A 23043-nucleotide genomic window follows, 5' to 3' on the forward strand; every position below is an offset into this window, starting at 1 on the left:
AATACTGTGTTATCTATCACACGAATTTATGGAAAGCTTGGGTTAAGTGGAAGTTAACTTATTCTGAACTAAAAGAGGCTTTGAAAGCGCGGGATTTTTCGCGAAATAGCTTTTAATGCCACTAAGAATAGCGCGCGCCATTTTCCCCTGATAGTCCTTGTCGTTCAGGCGAAGCTCTTCACTGGGATTGCTAATGAAAGCGGTTTCAATCAATATTGAAGGAATGTCCGGTGATTTCAGCACGGCGAAACCAGCTTGCTGAACAGAATTGCCATGCAATGTATTGATGTTGCCCATCTCACCGAGCACATGCTTGGCTAGCTTCATACTGTCGTTGATGGTGGCTGTTTGCGAAAGATCAAGCAATGTGCGTGCGAGATAGGGGTCTTTTACTGCGAGATTCACGCCGCCAATTAAATCAGCCTCATTTTCTTTTTTTGCTAGCCAGCGCGCGCTAGCGCTAGTAGCACCGCGTTCGGACAGGGCGAACACTGAGGAGCCGCGGGCATGGGGTTTAATGAAAGCATCGGCATGGATGGAGATAAGTAAATCGGCGCGCACTTGACGCGCTTTCTGCACACGTCCGTTCAGTGAAATGAAATAATCGCCATCGCGAATTAATACGCCATGCATGTCAGGGGTCTCATCCATCAGTTCCTTCAGTTTGCGTGCGATCGCCAGCGTAACGTTTTTTTCGTATGTGTCATTGTATCCTTTCGCACCCGAGTCTTCGCCGCCATGTCCGGCATCGATAGCAATGATGAGTGTACGTGTGCTCATCTCGGGTCGGAGGCGTGATGTAGATTTGTTTGATCTAATGGTAGGTTGTGGAGTTGTTTGCGTACTTGCTATTTTATATTTTTTTGATTCAGTTTCTTGAGGCAACTGACTTACGGTGGTGGGGGCAGATTCCAGCGTGCGAGATGCTGGCTCCTCCTGCAATAGTGCCATCATTGGATCAATGGGAATGGCGGGGTAGATGTCAAGAACCAAGCGGTGGTTGTATTCTGCCACCGGCATAAGATTGAATAATTGCGGCTTGACTTGGGACTTAAGGTCGAACACCAAGCGCGTTATGCCGGGTTTGAAGCGAGCTACGCGTACACTTTTTATGTAAGGGTCGTCGCTGCGAATTTTACCAACAAGTTCATTAAGAGGGCCGTTAGTTTCGACATCTTTTAGATCAATGACCAGTCGATCGGGGTTTTTAATGAAAAATAGTTCATAGCGGATCGGTTTGGCTGATTCCAGCGTTAGGCGAGTGTATTCCAGTGCCGGCCAAACGCGAGCAGAGCTGATGGCGATAGCTGCCTGTGCGTGGGGCAGCCACAGCAAAAGGCCAAATACGATTAACTTTGCAGTAATTTTAAGCATTCCCTGCCAGCCTGCGAAATTGCAAGAATTTCAATATTGCGACCATTACATACTGTTTCAGTAGATAATATTTCGAGTGTGATTTCCATGTCTGCTTGTGGTACAAGACCTTGCGCTTTTTCTGGCCACTCCACTAGGCATACGTTTCGCCCGCCAAACTCGTCGCGGAAGCCGGTGGCATCCCATTCACTCGCGTCATGGAAGCGGTAGAGATCAAAGTGACGCAAGTGTAACCCACCAGCTTGATACAGCTCAAGCAAAGTATAGGTTGGGCTTTTGACCCGTCCAATATAGCCCATCGCATGCAGCAGTGCACGTACTAAAGTAGTTTTACCGGCGCCTAAGTTGCCGTGCAGATAAATCACCATGCCAGGCTTTATTCCTGGGGCTAGTCGTGCTGCAAAAGCAACGGTAGCGACTTCATCGGCCAGCGGCAGGCTTATTCGGCTATTATTCTGATTATGCAAATCGAGACACCTCAAATTGTGGATTACACCGCACTAGCCGCCAAAATAAAAGAATGGGGTAGGGAGCTTGGCTTTCAGGCAGTAGGTATCGCTGATATCAATCTTCACGATGCCGAGGAGCGCTTGCTGGACTGGCTCGCGCGAGGCTTTCATGGCGAGATGGATTATATGGCAAAACATGGCGTTAAACGCACCCGTCCGGCGGAATTAATTCCAGGCACACTGCGCGTCATCTCTGTACGTATGGATTACTATCCACCCACTGTTAAAGACGGTTGGGAAGTGATAGAGGATGGCAGCCGTGCTTTCATTTCCCGCTATGCCTTGGGGCGCGATTACCACAAAGTTTTGCGCAAGCGTCTGGAAAAATTGGCTCAAAAAATTCGCATTGAGGTGAGCGGTTTCAGCTATCGCGTATTCACTGACAGTGCGCCAGTAATGGAAGTAGAGTTGGCATATAAAGCTCGGTTGGGCTGGCGTGGTAAACACACGTTGCTGTTGTCGCGCGACCATGGTTCGTGGTTTTTTCTGGGTGAGCTGTACACCGATCTGCCGCTTCCTATTGATGAGTCGGAATCGGAACATTGCGGCACCTGCATGGCGTGTATTCAAGTGTGTCCGACGCAGGCTATCATTGCGCCATACAAACTGGATGCACGACGCTGCATTTCCTACCTGACTATCGAACTTAAAAGTAGTATCCCTCTAGAGTTCCGCCCGCTTATCGGAAATCGCATCTACGGCTGCGACGATTGTCAAATGGCGTGTCCATGGAATCGTTTTGCGCACAAAAGCCTTGAACCGGATTTCGCTGCAAGGCACGGGCTGGATGATGTCGCATTAGCCGAATTATTTGGATGGGACGAGGAAACGTTCAATCAGAAATTTTCTGGCAGTGCTGTCTACCGCATCGGCCATGAGCAATGGCTGCGTAACATCGCTGTGGCGCTGGGTAATGCGCCTAACAGCATTGAAGTGCTGGCCGCGCTGCAAGCCCGTGCCCAAGACGCGTCTCCGTTAGTGCGCGAGCATGTAGCGTGGGCACTGGAACGGCAAGGAAGCTGACCATTTGTTAATCTAAATAATCTATCAGTAGTGTCCGGTTAATTAACAAATTTAAGAGCCAAGACTGAGTATTGGCGCGGGTTGCAGAGCAATTTATTTTGGTGCCGATTTGAAATCAGTTTACCGATATTCCGGTTCGAGTAACTTCCAGAGATTAAACCCTCTGGAGATGAACGATGAACTTGGGCAAGACGCTGTTCGCGCAACTCATGGAGTTTGTGCCGTGGATCAGCTTTGCGCGGATCGTAGATCGCTATGGCGGCGATTCCAGAGTGCGCAGCTTGAGGTGCCCCGAGCAATTTCGCGCCATGGCCTTCGCGTAATTGACTTATCGCGAGCGTCTGCGCGACATCGAAACCTGTTTGCTGGCGAATCAAACGAAGCTGTACAGCATGGGCTTTCGTTCGCCGATCAGACGGTCGACACTGGCCGATGCCAACGAAGGGCGCGACTGGCGCATCTGGGCGGACTTGGCCGCCTTGCTCATCCGGCGCGCGCGCAAGCTGTACTGCAACGACAGCTTCGGTATCGACTTGGACAATACCGTCTACGCCTTGGATGCCACAACCATCGACCTGTGTTTGTTGCTGTTTCCATGGGCACCATTCCGCTCCACCAAGGCGGCGATCAAACTGCATACCCTGCTGGATCTGCGCGGCAACATCCCAGCTTTCATCCATATCTCGGACGGCAAGATGGGCGATGTCAACGTGCTGGATAGGTTGCTTATCGAAGCCGGTGCGTTCTATGTGATGGATCGGGGTTATCTGAATTTCAGCCGGTTGTTCGCGTTGCACCAGGCAGGCGCGTTCTTCGTGACTCGAGCCAAGCGCGGCATGGATGCGCGCAGGGTGTATTCGATGCCAACCGACCGGAACACCGGCATCATCTGCGATCAGCGCATCGCGATGAACGGTTTCTACATCTCCCAGGATTATCCCGAGCAGTTGCGACGCATCCGTTTCAAAGACCCGGAGTCGGGCAAGACATTGGTGTTCCTGACCAACAACATCGCCTTGCCCGCATTGACCATTGCCGCACTGTACAAGAGCCGCTGGCAAGTGAAGTTGTTCTTCAAGTGGATTAAACAGCATCTGCGCATCAAGCGTTTCATCGGCAACAGCGAGAATGCGGTGAAGACGCAAATCTGGTGCGCTGTCGCTACTTACGTGCTGATTGCTATTGTCAAAAAGGAGCTTCAACTTGATGCCTCTCTCTATTCTTTGCTACAGATTTTATCGGTGTCTGTTTTTGAGAAAACCCAGCTATCTCAAGCCTTCGCAGGCAGTGGGCAGTTCCCAAATCAGATGGATTTTTATAACCAACAAAATTTGTTCGACTTTTAACCGGACACTACTGATAATCTATTCGAAATAATCGTATGTCAGACATGCTCAAACCGATGCAGGTCTGGGTTGATAGCGGATCGAACTCAAAAAACCCTTGAACCATGCCTATGTCCCCCCGAAACCTTTGATAAAGTGATCCTCTCAAACAACTATGCTAACCAAGCGCTTGGAATTGCCGCATGACAGCTAACAAGCCCAAGGCCAAATCTCAAGATCAGATGATCGTGACACCCAACGGCGTTTATGTCATCCCACCCAACCGCGACATGGCTATCTTCCACGGTGTGCTGCAACTGAGCGTGCCGGAGCAACCCCGCGGACTACGCATGCCGATTGACGCCTTCTTGCGTTCCTTGCCGATGATCAGGGAGAAAATGTCATTGGCATTATCCTGTCCGGCACCGGTACCGACGGAACGCTGGGTCTGCGTGCCATCCTCGGCGGCGGTGGCGTCTCCATAGTGCAGGATCCGGCCACGGCAAAATACGACGGAATGCCGGTCAGTGCCATCCAGGCCGGTTACGCCACGCATGTCCTGCCGGTGGAAAAAATGCCGCAAGTGCTGCGGGCCGCCATACATACCTTGATTGTCCGCCAGGAAACGCCTCTAGCCCCGGCTGCAGTGAGCGGCATGAATCGCATCCTGATGCTGTTGCGTTCCGGTATCGGTCACGATTCTCGGAACTAAGGCTCTTTGACCATCAGAAAATGCGTTTTGCAGCGGTCACACCGAGGAGGACGACCGCACCAGCCACAATTCCCGTCAGGATGTTTAGTAGAACGGGTGCTCCAATATTAACTATGGAACCAATAATGCCGCTGTCGTTATGTGCTAAATTGTCGATCAATTCAGATGCACCAAATATGCCATGGATAAGAATACCACCGCCTACCATGAACATGGCAACTGTGCCAATGATGGCCAGGCTCTTCATCAGGTAAGGAGCAATTTTCAAAATAGCGCTGCCTATGCAACGCTGAGTTTTGCGAAATAGACTGTCACCGTTTTTTTGACTAAGGTAAATTCCACCATCGTCCAGCTTAACGATCCCAGCCACCAAGCCGTAGACACCGACGGTCATGATGATGGCTATGGTCGTTAGTACTGCAACCTGCTTCCAAAACGATTCCATCGCAACCGTTCCTAGCGTAATTACAATAATTTCAGCAGACAGGATAAAGTCAGTACGGATCGCTCCTTTAATCTTGTCTTTTTCGAAATGGGCCATGTCGACGCCACGATTGGCGAGTGCTTCCATATGCTCAATGTGACGTACATCGATTTCTATTTTGCTTTGTATCAACTTATGGGCAAGCTTTTCAAATCCTTCGTAGCAAAGGAAGGCTCCGCCCAACATTAATAAGGGCGTTACAGCCCAAGGGATAAAGGTGCTAATAGCAATTGCAGTAGGCACCAAAATGAATTTGTTTTTGAGTGATCCCATTGCAACCGCCCAGACAACGGGTAATTCGCGGTCGGCCGTGACCCCTGCTACTTGTTGAGCGTTAAGCGCCAGATCATCCCCGAGTACCCCTGCAGTTTTTTTAGCAGCGACTTTGCTCAGTACAGCAACATCGTCCAGAATGGATGCGATGTCATCGATTAGGGTTAAAAGGCTGGTTCCCGCCATTTTTTATTATAATTCTAATTATAAACAATATGTTATTAATAATTTAATCGGGGGGCTGTCACCGAACGAAATTCATGGAATTGTCGCTGACCGCCGATGCGGGGATGATGACATTTATAAAAACTTCACCAGAAATATCTTTCCCGCGAGGCCTTTATTGTCTATGGATACAGTCACCCCAAAGGCTACTTTCACTCAATCGTTTATTGGGACAGCACAAATGTCACCAACTTCTCGATATTTTCATCCGATACTCGAGGAGAATACGGAGGCATGGCGATTCCACCTGTTACATCCGTCCAATTGCCCTTGCCGCCCACCTTCACCTTTGCAATCAGACGCGCCTTGGCATCAGTATCTCCGTTGTAGCGTTTGCTTACGTCGCGCCATGCGGGGCCAATTAACTTGGTTTCGATCTTGTGACAGACTAGACAGCCGCTTTTGTTAGCTAAGGCCAGTCCCTCCTCGCGATTCAGCGACCCGCCCCCCGTGCCTTTGTTCACCGTAAGCGGCATTTCGGTCTTCGTCGGAGAAGAGGGTTTGGGGGCAGCAGATTCTAGCACTGCCTTTTCCAGCGCTTTTTCTACTGTGGGCGAGAGCATTGGTTGTCCGGCAATAATAGGAGCGCTTTGTTCTACGCTTAGCACTTTTTTACGGCTAGACAACTCGCCCTTTATGCTTTCATTCGTCTTCGGTAGTTTGCTGCCTGTCTTGTCAGGAGTAGTGGGAGTAGCGAGCGCCGATTCTGGCAATGCCGTCTCTGATACTTTGTCCTTTGTGGGGGAGGCCATTGATGGGTCGGTGATAACGGTAGTGTTGTGCTCAGCTAAAGGTGGCGATACTGGGACTACAGTGGACTCCTTTTCGCTCTTATTTCCGCATGCCGATAACATCAGTACGGTAATGGCAATAACAAATCCTGACTGTTTCATATCCACCTCATTTTGTTGATGTACTCATTCCTTGCTTTTGGAAGCTGTATTCGATTGCAGCTATCAGGGGCAAGTTGAACATTTTGAATATAAACATAATTTATGTGGATTGACAATAGCTGCTGCTCATTGTTGCACCCTTAAGATATTTAGTCGACACTATGCTTATTGATACGGCCAAGTAATGCAATGGATGACTATTTTCCATAATCGCATCAAAGTGTCAAAGCAATGGAGGCACGAATTTTGACTAACGAGGGAAGGAGTATCTGTCATGAAAATTGCGACGATTGACACCGATTTGGCACACAATATTTTTGCAGTTCACGTAGATTTGATATGTTAGTTGCCAATTGCTGTCACCTTCATTCAGACGTATAGTAATCCTTAGCGTAAGATGTGCCACTTGGGATGGGCCGTTTAATATTTTTTTCCGTAATCTTTTGATGAGGAGAGCATCATGCGTATTTGGCTATTATTCTTGGCTTGTCTTTCCACACTGGCTTTAAGCGGTTGTGGCTACAACACACTGCAATCCACCGACGAGCAAATCAAAGCAAGCTGGGCTGAAGTGCTAAACCAATATCAGCGTCGAGCCGATTTGGTACCCAACCTGGTTAATACGGTCAAAGGCTATGCCGCACAGGAACAAGCAGTGTTACTGGGTGTAACCAATGCGCGGGCCAAGGTCGGCGGCATCCAGGCTACACCGGAGCTCATCAATAACGAACAAGCTTTCGCCAAATTTCAAGCTGCCCAGAGTGAGATGACTTCGGCATTAAGCCGCTTGTTGGTAGTAAGCGAGAATTATCCGCAGTTGAAATCTGACGCCAATTTTCGCGATTTGCAAGCGCAGCTTGAGGGCACGGAAAATCGTATTACAGTGGCGCGTAACCGATACATAAAAACGGTGCAGGATTACAATATTGTGGTGCGCTCTTTCCCTGGCAACTTAACCGCGATGATGTTCGGATTCAAGGTCAAGCCATCGTTCACAGTCGAAAACGAGAAAGAAATTTCCAAGTCGCCGACAGTTGATTTCAGCGCGCCTAGTCAACTATTGCCTGCTAAGTGACATGGTGCGGGTCTGGGTGCCAGCCTTGCTGCTTGTACTGATATGGTTAAGCAGTTTAGCGCACGCAGAAGTAGCAGTGCCGCCACTAAGCGCGCGCGTAACTGATTTAACCAGTACCCTCGATACTGCCCAAAAACAACAGCTTGAAACCCGCCTCGCCCAATTTGAAGCGAAAAAAGGTGCGCAAATTGCTGTGCTGTTGATTCCAACTACCCAACCAGAAACGATCGAACAATACGGTATTCGGGTTGTGGAAGCTTGGAAGCTTGGGCGCAAAGGAATTGATGATGGTGTATTGCTGCTCATTGCCAAGGATGATCGTACATTGCGCATTGAAGTTGGCTACGGTCTGGAAGGTGTGCTGCCCGATGCTGTTGCGAAGCGTATTATTGCCGAGACCATAACTCCGCACTTTAAGCGTGGAAATTACTATGCGGGTATCGCAACGGGGATTGAACAATTACTGGCGATAATTGAAGGTGAATCGTTACCGCCTCCACGTGAGCGTGGTGCAATATCAGGAAGTTTTAAAAATCTTGAGTCGTTGTTGTTTATCGGTTTTATGCTGGCGATTGTGGTGGGTGGTGTACTGCGCAAACTTTTAGGACGGCTACCTGCGGCGATTATCATTGGTTTTGCTACAGCTATGCTCGCTTGGTTCATCGTCGCGCCTATTTTAATAGCAGGGGTTGTGGGCATCATTGCGTTTATCTTCACTTTGGTTGGTGGCGGGCGTGGCCCTTTGGGAGGCGGTAGTTTCGGCCAAGGAGGGTTTGGTGGAGGAGGTGGATTTGGTGGCGGAGGCGGTGGTTTCGGCGGCGGTGGCGCCTCGGGGCGATGGTGAATGGCTATTCAGCGCATTATTAAGCATTTAATTACTGGCAGCATGGCGGTGAGGGCTGCATTCCCTGCGCATTCACTGCACGCCATCGAGCAGGCGATTCATGAAGCCGAAGCCAAACATGCCGGGCAAGTCCGCTTTGCGGTTGAAGCATCGCTTGATTTCGTCGCTCTCTGGCGTAACCAGACTGCGAGTGAGCGGGCTATTGATATGTTTTCGCAATTGAGAGTGTGGGACACCGAGCATAATAATGGAGTCTTGATTTACTTGCTGCTCGCTGATCGTGACGTGGAAATTGTCGCTGACCGTGGTATACACATTAAGCTTGGCAAGGCTGGCTGGGAAGAAATTTGTCTTGAAATGGAATCGGCATTTCGGCTGGGCAAGTTTGAAATGGGGGTAATCAAGGGAATTCATGCTGTAAGTAGTCATTTACAGCGGTATTTCCCGAAAAAAACTACCTCAGTGAATGAACTGTCAGATAAGCCAATAATCTTATAGTAGCAGGTAAGCCTATATTACTACACGTGATTGTTAGGCATATTTTTCTGGCTCGGCACTGAAAATTGGATATTAGTGCGTCGTTATCAGAGCCTCGGCCTCGAGGAATGCTTCTATCAGTAAATCGTTTTGCGCCGCTTCACTATGTGGTTCAGTCTTTCGGTGCGCTAAAATTAATCAGCTAAGTTCCTGCTTATAGGTGGACTGGTGCTCGTGCTGTTATATCATGGTGCGTGATCGTCAGAGCGAGTTTGATTAGGGAAACGTTGATTAATTCAAAATTTCGCGGAATTTCGCGCGTAACCAATTGATTCTTAAATATGTGAAATTTTTAAACGCGAATTAATCAGCGCTTCCTTAGTTGTTATTGTTTGCGAGTTTTTGATTGAAGGACAGGTTAAAAATTGTAAACAAATGTATCAAACAATTGTTTCATAATTAGCCCGGTGGTAGAATTTTTTTGTTGTTGCTTTAAGATGTGTGCGGCAGGCGTAATCTTTAAAATTAACATGCGGTCTGTGCGCGCCACTTTTTCTAAATACATTTAAGGAGAGCACTATGCTGAAACAAAATATCATTGCTGCATTATTGTTGGTAAGTTTGCCACTCGTTGCCCATGCTGCAGATTCTTATAGCATGGATCCTCAACATACCTTCGCACATTTCAGTGTTAGTCATTTGGGTTTTTCTACCATGCAGGGACGTTTCGATAAAAGTAGCGGCAAACTAACTTTCAATCGTGCTGCAAAGACTGGGTCGGTGGATGTCGCCATTGAAGCGGCGTCTATCACCACTGGTTTTGGCAAGCGCGATGACCATTTGCGTTCACCGGATTTCTTCAATGTCGCCGAATTTCCCAGTCTTACATACAAATCGACTGCAGTAAAATTCAAGGGTGATATTCCAGTCAGTGTAGAAGGTAATCTTACACTGCTCGGTGTAACCAAACCGGTAACGCTCACCATTCTTGCGTTCAAGTGCGCCAATCACCCGATGAACAAAAAAGAGTTATGTGGCGCGGATGCTACCGCACAGATTAAACGCTCAGACTTCGGCATGAAATTTGGTCTGCCTAACGTGGGGGATGATATAAAAATGGTGTTTGAAGTGGAAGCATATAAAGATTAATCTCTAATCTGTACTTGCAACGCAGAAGAAATGGCAAGCACACGCTTGCCATTTCTTCTGGTGAAAAGGATATACCATTTAAAAATTAAAACTATTATTCCTGTTCTGTTTACAAGCCATCGGGTAGGTGATGGCTTCTCTGTGCGGTGGGTTTTGCTGATATGGCTTTTACAGAGGAAATTAGCTCATTTCAAATGTGGCGTTCCCAATTTTTTTGAAACATTTGATAGTTCAAACTTCAATCCGCCTGATAGCAGCTGCTATCAAATGTCATCGGTTCACCGTACTAGCGCGTTAAATCAATATCGCTGACAAAAAAAGGATTCTCAAAATGAAGCGTTTTCTATTTACAGCGGCGCGGGTATTGATCACTGCTCCAACATTAGCTGCTGATGTCGGGGTGTCTGTTAATATTGGTCAACCCGGCTTTTATGGTCGAATCGATATCGGTAATTATCCGCAACCTCAGTTAATTTACCCAGCATCTGTCATGATCTAGCCAATGCCAATGCCAATGCCAATGGGCATGGTGCCCCAACCGATTTACCTGCGCGTGCCTCAAGGCCACCGGAAAACCTGGCGCAAGCACTGCCAAAGGTATGGTGCCTGTGGCCAGCCAGTCTATTTTGTTCAAAATAATTGGTATAACAATGTTTATGTTCCTAGCTATCGTGCACATGGCAACTATCAAGGCGAGGAGAGGGGTGGTTATGGCGGAGGCCGTGGTAATCATGGCAGGGGTCATGACAGGGATTAAATCACTCTGAAGGAAAATTACGTAAATACATAACGCAACAATCAATTCATCTAGATGAGAGGTTGAAAGACTGTATTGCATTGTTTTTTAAATGCCGTGATATTCCTTACTGCTATAGTAAACAATCTGTTAGTGTTGCACCGTATTCAACGTGACGCAATCATCTTGCGCCAGCCAAGATTGCCTTCGAGTTAATGTGTGGCTACGGCATTAAATGCCGCTATTCATTGCTTCCGTCGACTGCCATGGTGTTGACCCTTTGAACAGGGTAGACGCATATCAGGTTGAGAGCATTGCAAAATTGGCTAACTGCGGACTCAAACTGGGATTGTGGACTGACTATTAGTAATCGCTTCGCTACTCTAAGTAATTGATAAATTAGTCGGTTGTAACCTACTCTAATTTAAGCAAATCTGATTGCTAATCAGATTCGCACAATTAGTCTCTTTGGCTCTACCAAACTCATATAGGGGTTGGAATACTTTTTGTTCAGGGATATTGGGTGTGGTTGCTTGGAAGCGGCTTGGGTCTGATCTGATTATCAGATTCCATTATTAGGAATATAAAAAATTGGAAATGGAGCCTTACGTATATTGGTTTTTGTTAGCTTTTGGCCTGCTCGCATTAGAGATGGTTACGGGAACGTTTTACATGCTAATAGTAAGTATTGCTTTGGGCCTAGCAGGTATTGCGGCATTACTTGGGCTTAATTTACCGTTGCAAATCACGCTTAGTGCGATGGCCAGCATAATTGGCACAGTGATTCTGCGCCGCATGAAAGGCATGAGTACTGGCAAGATGATTAGCCAAAGCTTGGACATCGGCCAGTCGGTGCGGGTTATATCATGGCGTGAGGATGGTGTTGCGCGGGTGCATTACCGCGGTACAGAATGGGATGCGGAATTGGAGTCCTCCAGTTTGCAGCGCGATGGTGTGCTTTACATAAAGGCAATACAGGGCTCAAAATTAATTTTGACGCCATACAAGCCGCAACAACAATAACATTAGGAAGCAATATGGAAATCGCACTGTTTATTCTTGTAGCTGCCGTTATTTTTGTCGTCAAGGCTCTCAATGTTGTGCCACAACAGCATGCCTGGGTGGTTGAGCGCTTGGGGAAGTTTCATGCTGTGCTAGCACCTGGCTTGAACATTGTGGTTCCATTTATCGATCGTATAGCATATCGCCATATGCTCAAGGAAGTCCCGTTGGACGTCCCCAGTCAGATTTGTATAACCAAGGATAATACGCAGCTGCAAGTGGATGGTGTCCTTTATTTTCAGGTTACTGACCCTAAGTTGGCTTCTTATGGCTCTAGCGATTATCTCAGCGCTATCACTCAGCTTGCACAGACTACTTTACGCTCGGCCATTGGCAAGATGGAATTGGATAAGACTTTCGAGGAGCGAGATGATATCAACCGTGCTGTGGTCGCGGCTCTGGATGAAGCTGCAGCCAGTTGGGGAGTGAAGGTGTTGCGTTATGAAATTAAGGATTTGGTACCACCCAAGGAAATTCTGCTTGCCATGCAGGCGCAGATTACTGCGGAACGAGAAAAGCGTGCATTGATTGCGGCCTCCGAAGGGCGCAAACAAGAGCAGATTAATATTGCCACGGGCGAGCGCGAAGCTTTTATCCAGCGTTCCGAAGGCGAGAAACAGGCGGTGATTAATGCCGCTCAAGGCGAAGCAGCGGCCATAACGGCAGTCGCCACAGCTACCGCCTTGGCTATTCAGCAGGTCGCATTAGCCATCCAGTTTCCCGGAGGAATGGAAGCAGTTAACCTCAAGGTAGCGGAAAAATATGTGGAAGCGTTCGGTAATGTTGCCAAGCAAGGCAATACTCTGATTCTGCCAGGTAATATGGCAGACATGGGGACTATGGTAGCTGCGGCGATGAGTATCGTTAAGACGCAGAAGTAGAGATTCTGTTCGCCGTGGAAATGGTTGCTGGATAATATATGGGCAATACGAGTTATTTGAAATTCCTGAGTCATTATCAAAGTAGTGGTTATTAAGACTAAGGGAGATTTTGATGGATTTTTGTTTGAACGCCACTGACGGTTTTGCTCGTCGTGGAACTTTATTTTTAGCTCATGGTACCGTTGAAACCCCCGCTTTTATGCCAGTCGGCACTTATGGAACAGTGAAGGCGATGTCGCCTATGGAGTTAAGAGAAATTGGCGCCCAGATTGTGTTAGGCAACACTTTTCATTTATGGCTTCGCCCGGGCTTGGATGTGATTGAAGCGCACGGTGGCTTGCATGGCTTCATGGGCTGGGATGGTCCGATCCTAACCGATTCCGGCGGTTTCCAAGTATTTAGTTTGGGCGCGTTGCGCAAGATTACCGAGGAGGGAGTGAAGTTTCAATCTCCAGTGAATGGTGATAAATGCTTTCTGACGCCGGAAGAATCCATACGAATTCAGAAGGTACTGAATTCCGATATTGTGATGATTTTTGATGAGTGTACACCTTATCCTGCGGATGAAAACCGAGCAGCTGACTCAATGCGTCTTAGTTTGCGCTGGGCGGAACGTTCAAAACATGCGCACGAGGGCAATCCCAATGCACTCTTTGGTATTGTGCAGGGCGGCATGTTCGAAAGTCTGCGCGATGAATCGTTACGTGAGCTGGTAAATATCGGCTTTGACGGTTACGCCATAGGTGGATTGTCGGTGGGAGAGCCGAAAGAAGACATGCTGCGCATTCTGAAGCATACCTCGCCGCAGCTGCCCATCGACAAGCCACGGTACCTGATGGGCGTAGGTACACCGGAAGATTTGGTGGCTGCGGTCGCGCATGGCATAGATATGTTCGATTGTGTGATGCCCACACGTAATGCGAGAAACGGTATGCTTTTTACACGCCATGGCGATATTAAAATCAAGAACGCTAAATATCGTGTAGATACTCAACCACTTGATGAACAATGCATTTGTTATACTTGTCGTAATTTTACTCGCGCCTATTTGCATCACTTACATCGCATCGGTGAGATACTTGGTGCGCGCCTTAATACCATTCACAACTTGCATTATTACCATGAGTTGATGAGTGAAATTCGAGCTGCTATCACGATCCACCAGTTCGATGACTTCGTTATCCGGTTTAGGCAAGCCCGCGCCAGTTCGTGCTAGAATTCGCCGCTGCAAAATTTTAACTGGGAGAAGTCGTGTTGATTAGCAACGCTTATGCACAACAAACCGCTGCACTTGCGTCCGGTTCCGGCTTCATGGAATTTCTACCTGTGGTCGCAGTGTGCGCAGTATTTTATTTTCTTTTATTGCGTCCGCAACAGAAGCGCGCTAAGGAACAAAAGGCCATGCTGGCTGCCCTGCAAAAAGGTGATGAAATCATCACTGTGGGCGGAGAGTTAGGTCGTGTGTCCAAGGTGGGCGAGAACTATATCAGCTTGGATATCACCGAAAACGTTACGGTACTGATTCAGAAAAGTGCAGTTCAAACGGTGCTGCCCAAGGGAACAATCAAGTCGATTTAAGGTACTGCAATGAACCGTTACCCGCTGTGGAAATACCTGCTTGTTCTCGTTGTATTTATTTTTGGTCTGGTTTACACCCTGCCTAATTTTTATGGTGAATCTCCTGCTGTGCAAGTATTGCCCTTGCGTGCCAATCTCAAGGCGGATAGTGCATTGCTGCAGCGGGTGGGTGATGCGCTTAAAGCGGCAAATCTGAATGTGGAAGGGATTGCTTTAGATCCTACTAGTGTTAAAGCGCGCTTTAATAACACCGATAGTCAGCTTAAGGCTAAAGACATTCTGCAGGCACAGCTGGGCGATGATTACGTGGTTGCCCTCAATTTGCTGTCACGCTCGCCGCAGTGGTTAACCGCTATGAATGCACGGCCCATGTATCTTGGATTGGACTTGCGTGGCGGTGTGCATTTCTTGTTGCAGATAGACATGAAGGGTGCGCTGGATAAGGCGATGGAAGCCGCTTCCGGCGATATGCGGAGCATCCTCCGTGATCAGAATATTGCTTATTCTGGTGTCAGCCGTGATGGCAGAGTGGTGACGGTTAAGTTCCGCGATGCGGATACGCGCAGCAAAGGTGCGGTAGAACTCAAACAACGTTTCGGTGGTTTGGCCTTCAACGACAAGAATGAAGGCAACGAGATGTTCTTGCTTGCCACCTTAAAACCGGAGGAAGAAAAACGCATTCAGGAATCCGCTGTGCAGCAGAATTTGATTACTTTACGCAACCGTGTCAATGAATTAGGCGTGGCCGAGCCGATAATTCAACAGCAAGGTATAGATCGTATTGTAGTGCAACTCCCCGGTGTACTGGATACGGCACACGCGAAAGATATTCTTGGTCGCACCGCGACACTGGAAGTGCGTCTGGTGGATGATGAGCATAAGCTCAGCGAGGGCTCCACTGCACCGTTTGGTACCGAGATGTTCAAGGATCGGGACGGTTCTATGCTGCTGGTGAAGAAAAGTGTGCTGCTCACCGGCGAGCGCATCAATGATGCGCAACCCGGGTTTGACAGCCGTAGCAATGAGCCAGCAGTGCATATCAATCTAGATAGCGCGGGTACGCGTAAATTTAAAGAAGCAACGCGCGAGAATGTAGGCAAGCGTATGGCTATACTGCTTTTTGAAAAGGGTAAAGGCGAAGTGATTACTGCTCCAGTGATCCGTGAGGAAATTGGCGGCGGGAGAGTGCAAATTAGCGGCCAGATGAATACCAAGGAAGCAAACGATATATCCTTGTTGCTACGCGCTGGTGCACTGGCAGCGCCAATGGAAATCATTGAGGAGCGCACTGTTGGTCCTAGTCTTGGTGCGGACAATATTGTGCGTGGCTTCCGTTCCACTCAGATTGGTTTTGTCGCCATTGCGATTTTTATGATTTCCTATTACCTGATGTTTGGTGCGGTTTCCGTGCTGGCACTAGGCGCTAACTTATTATTACTGGTGGCACTGTTGTCCATGCTGCAAGCCACGCTGACTTTGCCTGGTATGGCCGGCATTGCGCTGACGCTGGGCATGGCGATTGATGCTAACGTTTTGATCAATGAGCGCATTCGGGAGGAGCTGCGTAATGGTAATACGCCGCAAGCATCCATCCATGCCGGATATGAGCATGCGTTCCGTACCATACTTGATTCCAACATTACCACTTTGATCGCGGGTATAGCGTTGTTCATGTTTGGCTCCGGTGCGATACGAGGTTTTGCTGTTGTATTGTGCTTGGGCATTCTTACTTCGATGTTCAGTGCGGTGTTGATATCACGTGCACTGGTTAACCTGATTTATGGGCGCAAGCTGCGGTTGACCAAGATCTCCGTAGGTTAAGTATAAAGAGGTAATAAATGGAATTTTTCAAGATCAATCGCAACATTCCGTTCATGAGCTATGGGCGGTATACCACCACAATTTCTTTGGTGACATTTATTCTGGCGGTATTTTTTATCGTAACCAAAGGGTTGAATTTCGGTGTGGATTTCACTGGTGGAACGGTGATGGAAGTGCATTACTCTCAGACTGCTGATTTGGACAAGGTGCGTAGGCAACTGACTGAGATGGGGCTGCATGATGTGTTGGTGCAAAACTTTGGTTCTAGTCATGATGTGCTGCTACAGGTATCGCTTAAGCAGAATGTAGTGGGCGCGAAATTGAGCGAGCAGATTCTCGACAAGTTGCGTCAGCAGGATGCCAGTGTGGAAATGCGCCGCGTCGAATTTGTTGGGCCGCAAGTGGGCAAAGATCTGGTGGAAAATGGTGCACTTGCGTTGTTGCTGGTCTCCATTGGTATCGCGTGCTACCTCTGGGTGCGATTCGAGTGGAAGTTTGGTCTTGCCGCGATAATCGCCAATTTGCATGACGTAATTATTATTATCGGTTTTTTTGCATTTTTTCAGTGGGATTTTTCACTCACTGTGCTGGCGGCGCTACTAGCCGTGCTGGGCTACTCGGTAAATGAATCAGTGGTAGTGTTTGATCGTATCCGGGAAAACTTCCGTAAGATGCGCAAGACGGAGGTTGCTGAAATAATCGACAATGCGATTACGCGCACTATGTCGCGTACGATCATCACCCACCTCTGCACCCAGATGATGGTGACAGCGATGCTGTTTTTGGGTGGGGAGACATTGCATTATTTTGCGCTGGCGTTGACTATTGGTATTCTGTTTAGTATTTATTCCTCGGTGCTGGTGGCTAGCCCATTGCTTATGCTGATGGGTGTTTCGCGCGAGGATTTCATTAAGACGGACAAAGTGGCTGAAGAAGTATTACCCTAGGCTGTGGAACTGCTTACTTCTTTTATAGATATTGTCCTGCATCTGGACGTTCATTTATTAGCAATCATGCAGGCATATGGCATGTGGATTTATGCCATCCTGTTTATGATTATTTTCTGCGAAACCGGGCTGGTGGTAATGCCTTTTCTACCGGGAGATTCGCTGTTGTTCGTGGTAGGTGCGCTGTGCGGAGTTGGCGCGCTGGAAATCCAGCTGGTTTTACCGTTGCTGATAGCTGCATCGTTTTCGGGGGATAGCACCAACTACTGGATCGGTCGGTTGGTAGGTATACGTTTAGTCAAGCGTGCTAATTCGTGCTTTCTCAAACATGAGCATTTGGAAAAGACGCATATGTTTTACAAGAAGCACGGAGGCAAGGCGATCCTGTTTGCCCGCTTTTTGCCCATCGTAAGAACATTTGCACCATTTGTAGCTGGCATTGGTTTGATGCGCTATCGCATTTTTATGTTATTCAGCGCGTTAGGGAGTATCGCGTGGATTAGCCTTTTCATCCTAGGAGGCTATTTTTTAGGCAATATCCCAGTGGTGAAAGATAATCTGACCCTGATGGTGGTCATTGTCATTGTTATTTCATTTTTGCCAGCATTGCGCGAGTTCATTAGGCATCGTCGTACGTATAGGGCATAGACTAACTATATTGTATCGAAAGTTGTACTTGGCCGGATTGATGGTAAAGTGAGCTATGGTTAATGTTAAGTTTGAGGAACTCAAGGCGAAAGATCATTTACCCTCCCCTAAAGGGATGGCTCTGAAAATAATTCAGCTCACCTTGAAGGAAGATGTAACAACTCAGGAGATTGCACACGCGATAAAGACTGACCCCGCATTGTCAGGGCGGTTGATTAAGATGGCCAATGTGCTCATGTCCTACCAGACAAGACCTATTGTATCCATAACAGATGCGGTCATGTCATTAGGTTTGAGCATTGTACGTAATATGGTGTTGAGTTTGTCGCTAGTGGAGGGTAGCCGTGATGGGGCTTGCCGAAAATTCGATTATCAAAATTTTTGGTCGCAATCGTTGCTGATGGCAATTGCTGCAAAAAACTTTGTAGAAGGCCGTAGAATGGGAGCAGCTGAAGAAATGTTTATTCTCGGCTTGCTGGGTCAAGTTGGTTCCTTAGGACTAGCAACGGCATATCCTCAGGAATATTCCCTCATTCTTGAAAAAGCCCAAGCAGTAGACACAAATACCACATTAATTGATCTCGAACGCACTGAATTCGGGCTTGATCATAATCAACTGAGTAAAGAAATGTTAGCAGACTGGGGTCTGCCACAAGTATTTCAGATAGCCGTTTTACATCACGAAAATCCAGCTTTGTCTGATCTTGCTGAAGGCAATCGAAGCTGGCACATTTTAAATACATTGCATATCGCAAGCTATTTTTCCAAGGCGTGTTTATCGCATGAACGACAACGGCACAAAATGGTGCAGAAATTGATTCTTAGCGCTGCCAGGCTGGGCTTGGAGGCCGATGTTTTTACTGAGTTAGGTGATAAGACGGTGCAGGAATGGCGTGAATGGAGTAAATTATTCGGCATCCACTCGACAGACATACCCCTCTTCAAGGAAATTTTGCAAGCCGCGCCACCAACTGAGCTGGAAATATTTGATATCGGGACACCGGGGATTAGTTTGGAGACATGTTATGCATTGCGTATCCTGCTGGTGGAGGACGATTATGCAACGACGTTGGTGCTGAAACTTTTGCTGACAAAGGCCGGGCATACGGTTACTACTGCAGGTGATGGGGTAGAAGCGTTAAGTATGCTCGATAAATTTATGCCCCAGCTTATCATTACAGACTGGCACATGCCTAAAATGAATGGCATTGAATTTTGCAAGGCGCTTAGATACAACGAGCTTTGGCGCAATATCCATGTGTTTGTCATGATGACCCAAGAAAATTCGGATAGGATGGAAGAGATATTTGAGGCTGGAGCCTCCGATTACTTAACCAAGCCGGTTAATTCAAAAGTGCTGGGTGCGAGGCTGTGTGTCACTCAGCGTATGGTGCAGCTGCAGGAAGAACTGAAGGTTGAACATCAGCAGTTACGCACCATTGCCGCGCAGTTGGCGGCATCAAACCAAAGATTGCAGCAAATGGCACTTACTGATGTCCTCACCGAGTTGCCTAATCGTCGTCATGCAAATGATTATCTAGAGCAGCAGTGGGCGATGGCAGAGCGCAGTGGTCGTCCCCTGTCGTGCATGATAGTAGATGTAGATTTCTTTAAGAAGGTTAACGATACTTATGGCCATAAGGTAGGGGATGATGTACTGAAACAGGTGGCGCAAATTTTACGCTCATCCGCACGCAAGCAGGATATGGTGTGCCGTTTTGGTGGGGAGGAATTTTTAGTGATTTGTCCGGATGCACAAGCGGAGCAGGCCTATCAGTATGCGGAAAGATTGCGTCAGAATGTAGCCGCGGGAAATACACATCTGAACTTGATAGTCACTATTAGTGTCGGGGTGGCCAGCAAAGCCCCAACATTGTTAAATGCTGAAATGTTACTGCAACTTGCAGATAAGCACTTGTTTATGGCTAAAGAAATGGGGCGCAATTGCACTGTTGGGAATTAATTTTTCTTGCATCCTGTAAAATTGCGATGATAATTGTTGGTATTCGTTAGTTACGCGACATAGTATTGATTAAATCTACGAGACAGCGCCAGTTAAAATAGCCATATATTGCAATTTACCTATTTGCAATATAAAGGTTTTTTTGCCAATTTCCCCTCGTGAGTTGAGTAAAGGTATTTCGTTTGTGACGCGTGCGTTCATTGAAATTTGTTGAGTGGGTGTACTAGTAATTACGGCATCACTCAACAAATTTAATATTAATCAATATTCAACACAATGTGAGGTTATTTGGCGAATTTATTAAGGTAACGTAATAAAATTAAACAACAACAATTTCTTCCGTAAATTCCAATTGTACCTTCTCGTCCTTATCTATCGTGACAATCACTTTGCCGCCATTGGATAGTTTGCCGAATAATAATTCATCTGCCAGTGCGCTACGTATGGTGTCCTGAATCAAACGTGCCATCGGGCGTGCGCCCATTAGTGGGTCGAAGCCAGTTTTGGCGAGGTAGTCTTTGAGTGCATCGGTGAAGATGACTTCAACTTTCTTCTCATGTAGTTGTTCCTCAAGCTGCATCAGGAATTTGTCTACTACGCGCAGGATGACTTCTTTATCCAGTGCGGCGAATGAAATGGTAGCATCCAATCGATTACGGAATTCTGGGGTGAATAGTCGCTTGATTTCGGCCGTCTCGTCACCACTCACTCCGCTCTTGGTGAAGCCTATCTGTGCTTTGCTTAATGCATCGGCACCTGCATTGGTGGTCATAATAATAACCACATTACGGAAATCTGCCTTGCGTCCATTGTTGTCAGTGAGTGTACCGTGATCCATCACTTGTAACAGAATATTAAAAATGTCCGGGTGTGCTTTCTCGATTTCGTCTAGTAGTAAGACGCAATGAGGCTGCTTGTTGATTGCTTCCGTGAGTAAACCACCCTGATCGAAGCCGACATAGCCAGGTGGCGCTCCAATAAGGCGTGACACCGCGTGACGTTCCATATATTCAGACATGTCAAAGCGGTTTAGCGGCATGCCCATTGCAAAGGCAAGTTGACGCGCTACTTCGGTTTTGCCAACACCGGTAGGGCCAGAGAACAAGAAGCTGCCGATGGGCTTCTGCGGATTGCCCAATCCACTCCGGGACATTTTTATGGCGCGTGCCAGCACGTCAATGGCGGCATTCTGGCCGAACACTACGGTCTTTAGGTCGCGGTCCAGCGTTTTCAACAGATTGCGATCATCCGAAGAAACGGTGCGTGAGGGTACGCGCGCAATTTTGGCAATGATGTCCTCGATTTCATGCTTGCCGATAAGTTTTTTCTGCTTTGATTTTGGCAATATGCGTTGTGCCGCACCCGCTTCATCTATTACGTCAATTGCTTTGTCAGGAAGATGTCTGTCATTGATAAAACGCGATGACAGCTCGGCCGCGCTGGTTAGTGCAGCGGCGCTGTATTTGATACCATGATGAGTCTCGAAGCGAGACTTTAACCCTTTTAGAATCTCGATGGTCTGCACGACTGAGGGCTCCGGCACATCTACTTTTTGGAAACGGCGAGATAGCGCATGATCTTTCTCGAAAATGCCGCGATATTCTTGATAGGTAGTAGCACCGATGCACTTAAGTGTGCCATTTGAAAGTGCGGGTTTGAGTAAATTGGAAGCATCCATGGTGCCGCCCGAGGCCGCGCCCGCACCTATCAAAGTGTGTATTTCATCGATGAACAGAATAGCGTGAGGTTCATCGGCTAATTCTTTGAGTACAGCTTTCAGGCGTTGCTCAAAGTCGCCGCGATATTTAGTGCCGGCCAGCAGTGCGCCCATGTCTAATGCATAGATCTGAGCATTTTTGAGAATTTCTGGCACGTTGTTTTCCTTAATTCGGCGTGCCAAGCCTTCGGCGATAGCCGTCTTCCCCACGCCAGCCTCACCGACCAGTAGTGGATTGTTTTTACGGCGGCGGCACAAGGTTTGAATAACTCGCGTCAGTTCGGTTTCGCGTCCGATTAGCGGGTCGATTTTTCCAGCTAAAGCTTGTGCGTTGAGGTCAAGCGTGTAGTCGGACAAGGCGCTCTTCTGGCTCGGCTCTTGCTCTATTTCAGAATCTGCTGATTTATTGGTACTTGATTGAGTTGTTTTATCGATTCCATGTGCAATATAGTTTGCTACATCCAAGCGAGTGATAGCACGCTGGTTCAGGAAAAACACGGCATGGGAATCTTTTTCACTAAACAGGGCAACTAAGATGTTGGCGCCGGAAACTTCTTTTTTGTTAGATGATTGCACGTGTAAAATGGCGCGCTGAATAACGCGCTGAAAGCCGACAGTGGGCTGTGTGTCTACTTCACTACTACCTGGCGCTACTGGTGTATGAGTATTAATAAAATCGGTCAGTACCGCGCGCAACTCTTCAATATCTGCCCCGCAGGCGTGCAACACATGGACCGCAGAAGAGTTATCCAGCATAGCAAGTAGCAGGTGCTCTACCGTGATAAATTGGAAGCGTTTCTGGCGTGCTTCGACGAACGCCAAGTGTAAGCTGATTTCAAGTTCTTGCGCGATCATAATTATGTTTCCTCTAATTCGCATCGTAGCGGATGTCCGTGCTGTTTGGCAAATGCCGATACCTGTTCCACCTTCGTTTCTGCGATATCCTTAGTGTAAACCCCGCATATTGCCAATCCTTCATGATGTACTTTGAGCATCAATTGGACGGCGCGTTCACGGTTCATCGAAAAAAAAGTTTGTAAAACTTCGATTACAAAATCCATTGTGGTGAACTCGTCGTTAAAGAGCAGCACCTTATATAGTTTGGGTGGTTTGATCTTGCTTTGTTCTGCTTTCAGCAGGGATGTATTTTCATATTTTGTTGCCATGGTTGTTATTGTTACATTTATTTATGATGGTATGTTCGATGATTCATGAGGTTTTTTCAAGTACTTTTGAAAACAATGTCAGCGCAAAGTAGTAATATCCCCTTTCTCCTAAATAGAAATGTCCCCTTGAGTTTGCGTTGAGTAAGCTCAGTGCCCGATTA

Annotated in this window: 20 protein-coding genes and 2 pseudogenes; 16 read left to right on the plus strand and 6 right to left on the minus strand. The window is 47.5% G+C overall.

Features of this window, described 5'->3' with window-relative positions:
- Positions 1 to 42: 42 nt before the first annotated feature.
- Both MKZ32_RS04930 and tsaE read right to left on the minus strand, forming a co-directional pair.
- The gene (locus MKZ32_RS04930; protein WP_239796240.1) at positions 43 to 1374 is read right to left on the minus strand and encodes an N-acetylmuramoyl-L-alanine amidase; all 1332 of its coding nucleotides are present in this window, start codon (positions 1372 to 1374) and stop codon (positions 43 to 45) included.
- Entirely contained in the window at positions 1350 to 1841 is a 492-nt protein-coding gene (gene tsaE / locus MKZ32_RS04935) for a tRNA (adenosine(37)-N6)-threonylcarbamoyltransferase complex ATPase subunit type 1 TsaE (protein ID WP_239796241.1), read from the minus strand. The genes MKZ32_RS04930 and tsaE overlap by 25 nt, the downstream gene beginning before the upstream one ends.
- Here tsaE and queG point away from each other — a divergent pair.
- The 3 genes and pseudogenes from queG to MKZ32_RS04950 all read left to right on the plus strand — a co-directional run bounded on the left by queG (position 1836) and on the right by MKZ32_RS04950 (position 4943).
- Positions 1836 to 2906, plus strand: a complete 1071-nt coding sequence (queG, locus tag MKZ32_RS04940; protein ID WP_239796242.1) for a tRNA epoxyqueuosine(34) reductase QueG — start codon at positions 1836 to 1838, stop codon at positions 2904 to 2906. The two genes, tsaE and queG, sit on opposite strands and share 6 nt — an antisense overlap.
- Before the next feature lie 176 nt (positions 2907 to 3082).
- Positions 3083 to 4252, plus strand: a pseudogene (locus tag MKZ32_RS04945) (IS4 family transposase).
- Between the two features lie 269 nt (positions 4253 to 4521).
- Positions 4522 to 4943: pseudogene (locus MKZ32_RS04950) on the plus strand (chemotaxis protein CheB).
- A 13-nt stretch (positions 4944 to 4956) separates the two neighbouring features.
- Here the strand turns inward: MKZ32_RS04950 and MKZ32_RS04955 are convergent.
- Both MKZ32_RS04955 and MKZ32_RS04960 read right to left on the minus strand, forming a co-directional pair.
- A complete protein-coding gene (locus MKZ32_RS04955) occupies positions 4957 to 5886 on the minus strand; it encodes a DUF808 domain-containing protein (RefSeq protein ID WP_239796243.1) in 930 nt (309 codons plus the stop codon).
- Positions 5887 to 6089: 203 nt separating this feature from the next.
- Complete coding sequence (locus MKZ32_RS04960; protein ID WP_239796244.1) at positions 6090 to 6818, minus strand: c-type cytochrome; 729 nt, start codon at positions 6816 to 6818, stop codon at positions 6090 to 6092.
- Positions 6819 to 7278: 460 nt separating this feature from the next.
- Between MKZ32_RS04960 and MKZ32_RS04965 the strand changes: the two genes are divergently transcribed.
- The 13 genes from MKZ32_RS04965 (at position 7279) to MKZ32_RS05025 (ending at position 19999) form a co-directional block, all read left to right on the plus strand.
- Positions 7279 to 7893 (plus strand): LemA family protein, encoded by a 615-nt coding sequence (locus MKZ32_RS04965; RefSeq protein WP_239796245.1) that lies wholly within the window; start codon positions 7279 to 7281, stop codon positions 7891 to 7893.
- 1 nt (position 7894) lies between these two features.
- Positions 7895 to 8737: a TPM domain-containing protein gene (locus MKZ32_RS04970; RefSeq protein WP_239796246.1), complete on the plus strand. Its 843-nt coding sequence runs from the start codon at positions 7895 to 7897 to the stop codon at positions 8735 to 8737.
- A complete protein-coding gene (locus tag MKZ32_RS04975) occupies positions 8738 to 9235 on the plus strand; it encodes a TPM domain-containing protein (RefSeq protein ID WP_239796247.1) in 498 nt (165 codons plus the stop codon).
- 558 nt (positions 9236 to 9793) lie between these two features.
- Complete coding sequence (locus MKZ32_RS04980; protein ID WP_239796248.1) at positions 9794 to 10363, plus strand: YceI family protein; 570 nt, start codon at positions 9794 to 9796, stop codon at positions 10361 to 10363.
- A 331-nt stretch (positions 10364 to 10694) separates the two neighbouring features.
- Positions 10695 to 10862 carry a hypothetical protein gene (locus MKZ32_RS15540; RefSeq protein ID WP_320412261.1) on the plus strand — a complete coding sequence of 56 codons (168 nt, stop codon included), beginning with the start codon at positions 10695 to 10697 and terminating at the stop codon, positions 10860 to 10862.
- 909 nt (positions 10863 to 11771) lie between these two features.
- Positions 11772 to 12122, plus strand: coding sequence for an NfeD family protein (locus MKZ32_RS04990; protein ID WP_239796249.1), 351 nt, complete (start codon positions 11772 to 11774; stop codon positions 12120 to 12122).
- A gap of 14 nt (positions 12123 to 12136) precedes the next feature.
- Positions 12137 to 13042, plus strand: a complete 906-nt coding sequence (locus MKZ32_RS04995) for an SPFH domain-containing protein (protein WP_239796250.1) — start codon at positions 12137 to 12139, stop codon at positions 13040 to 13042.
- A gap of 112 nt (positions 13043 to 13154) precedes the next feature.
- Entirely contained in the window at positions 13155 to 14258 is a 1104-nt protein-coding gene (tgt, locus tag MKZ32_RS05000) for a tRNA guanosine(34) transglycosylase Tgt (protein ID WP_239796251.1), read from the plus strand.
- Positions 14259 to 14293: 35 nt separating this feature from the next.
- Entirely contained in the window at positions 14294 to 14620 is a 327-nt protein-coding gene (gene yajC, locus MKZ32_RS05005; protein WP_239796252.1) for a preprotein translocase subunit YajC, read from the plus strand.
- 9 nt (positions 14621 to 14629) lie between these two features.
- Entirely contained in the window at positions 14630 to 16441 is a 1812-nt protein-coding gene (gene secD, locus MKZ32_RS05010) for a protein translocase subunit SecD (RefSeq protein WP_239796253.1), read from the plus strand.
- 17 nt (positions 16442 to 16458) lie between these two features.
- Positions 16459 to 17388 (plus strand): protein translocase subunit SecF, encoded by a 930-nt coding sequence (gene secF, locus MKZ32_RS05015; protein WP_239796254.1) that lies wholly within the window; start codon positions 16459 to 16461, stop codon positions 17386 to 17388.
- Between the two features lie 3 nt (positions 17389 to 17391).
- Positions 17392 to 18036: a DedA family protein gene (locus MKZ32_RS05020; protein ID WP_239796255.1), complete on the plus strand. Its 645-nt coding sequence runs from the start codon at positions 17392 to 17394 to the stop codon at positions 18034 to 18036.
- A gap of 55 nt (positions 18037 to 18091) precedes the next feature.
- Positions 18092 to 19999 (plus strand): GGDEF domain-containing response regulator, encoded by a 1908-nt coding sequence (locus MKZ32_RS05025; RefSeq protein WP_239796256.1) that lies wholly within the window; start codon positions 18092 to 18094, stop codon positions 19997 to 19999.
- Between the two features lie 319 nt (positions 20000 to 20318).
- Here the strand turns inward: MKZ32_RS05025 and clpA are convergent, their stop codons facing one another.
- The gene (gene clpA / locus MKZ32_RS05030; protein WP_239796257.1) at positions 20319 to 22571 is read right to left on the minus strand and encodes an ATP-dependent Clp protease ATP-binding subunit ClpA; all 2253 of its coding nucleotides are present in this window, start codon (positions 22569 to 22571) and stop codon (positions 20319 to 20321) included.
- A 2-nt stretch (positions 22572 to 22573) separates the two neighbouring features.
- Positions 22574 to 22882, minus strand: coding sequence for an ATP-dependent Clp protease adapter ClpS (gene clpS, locus MKZ32_RS05035; RefSeq protein ID WP_239796258.1), 309 nt, complete (start codon positions 22880 to 22882; stop codon positions 22574 to 22576).
- Positions 22883 to 23043 lie beyond the last annotated feature (161 nt).

Origin of the sequence: Candidatus Nitrotoga arctica (assembly GCF_918378365.1) — a bacterium.
Lineage (GTDB): Bacteria > Pseudomonadota > Gammaproteobacteria > Burkholderiales > Gallionellaceae > Nitrotoga > Nitrotoga arctica.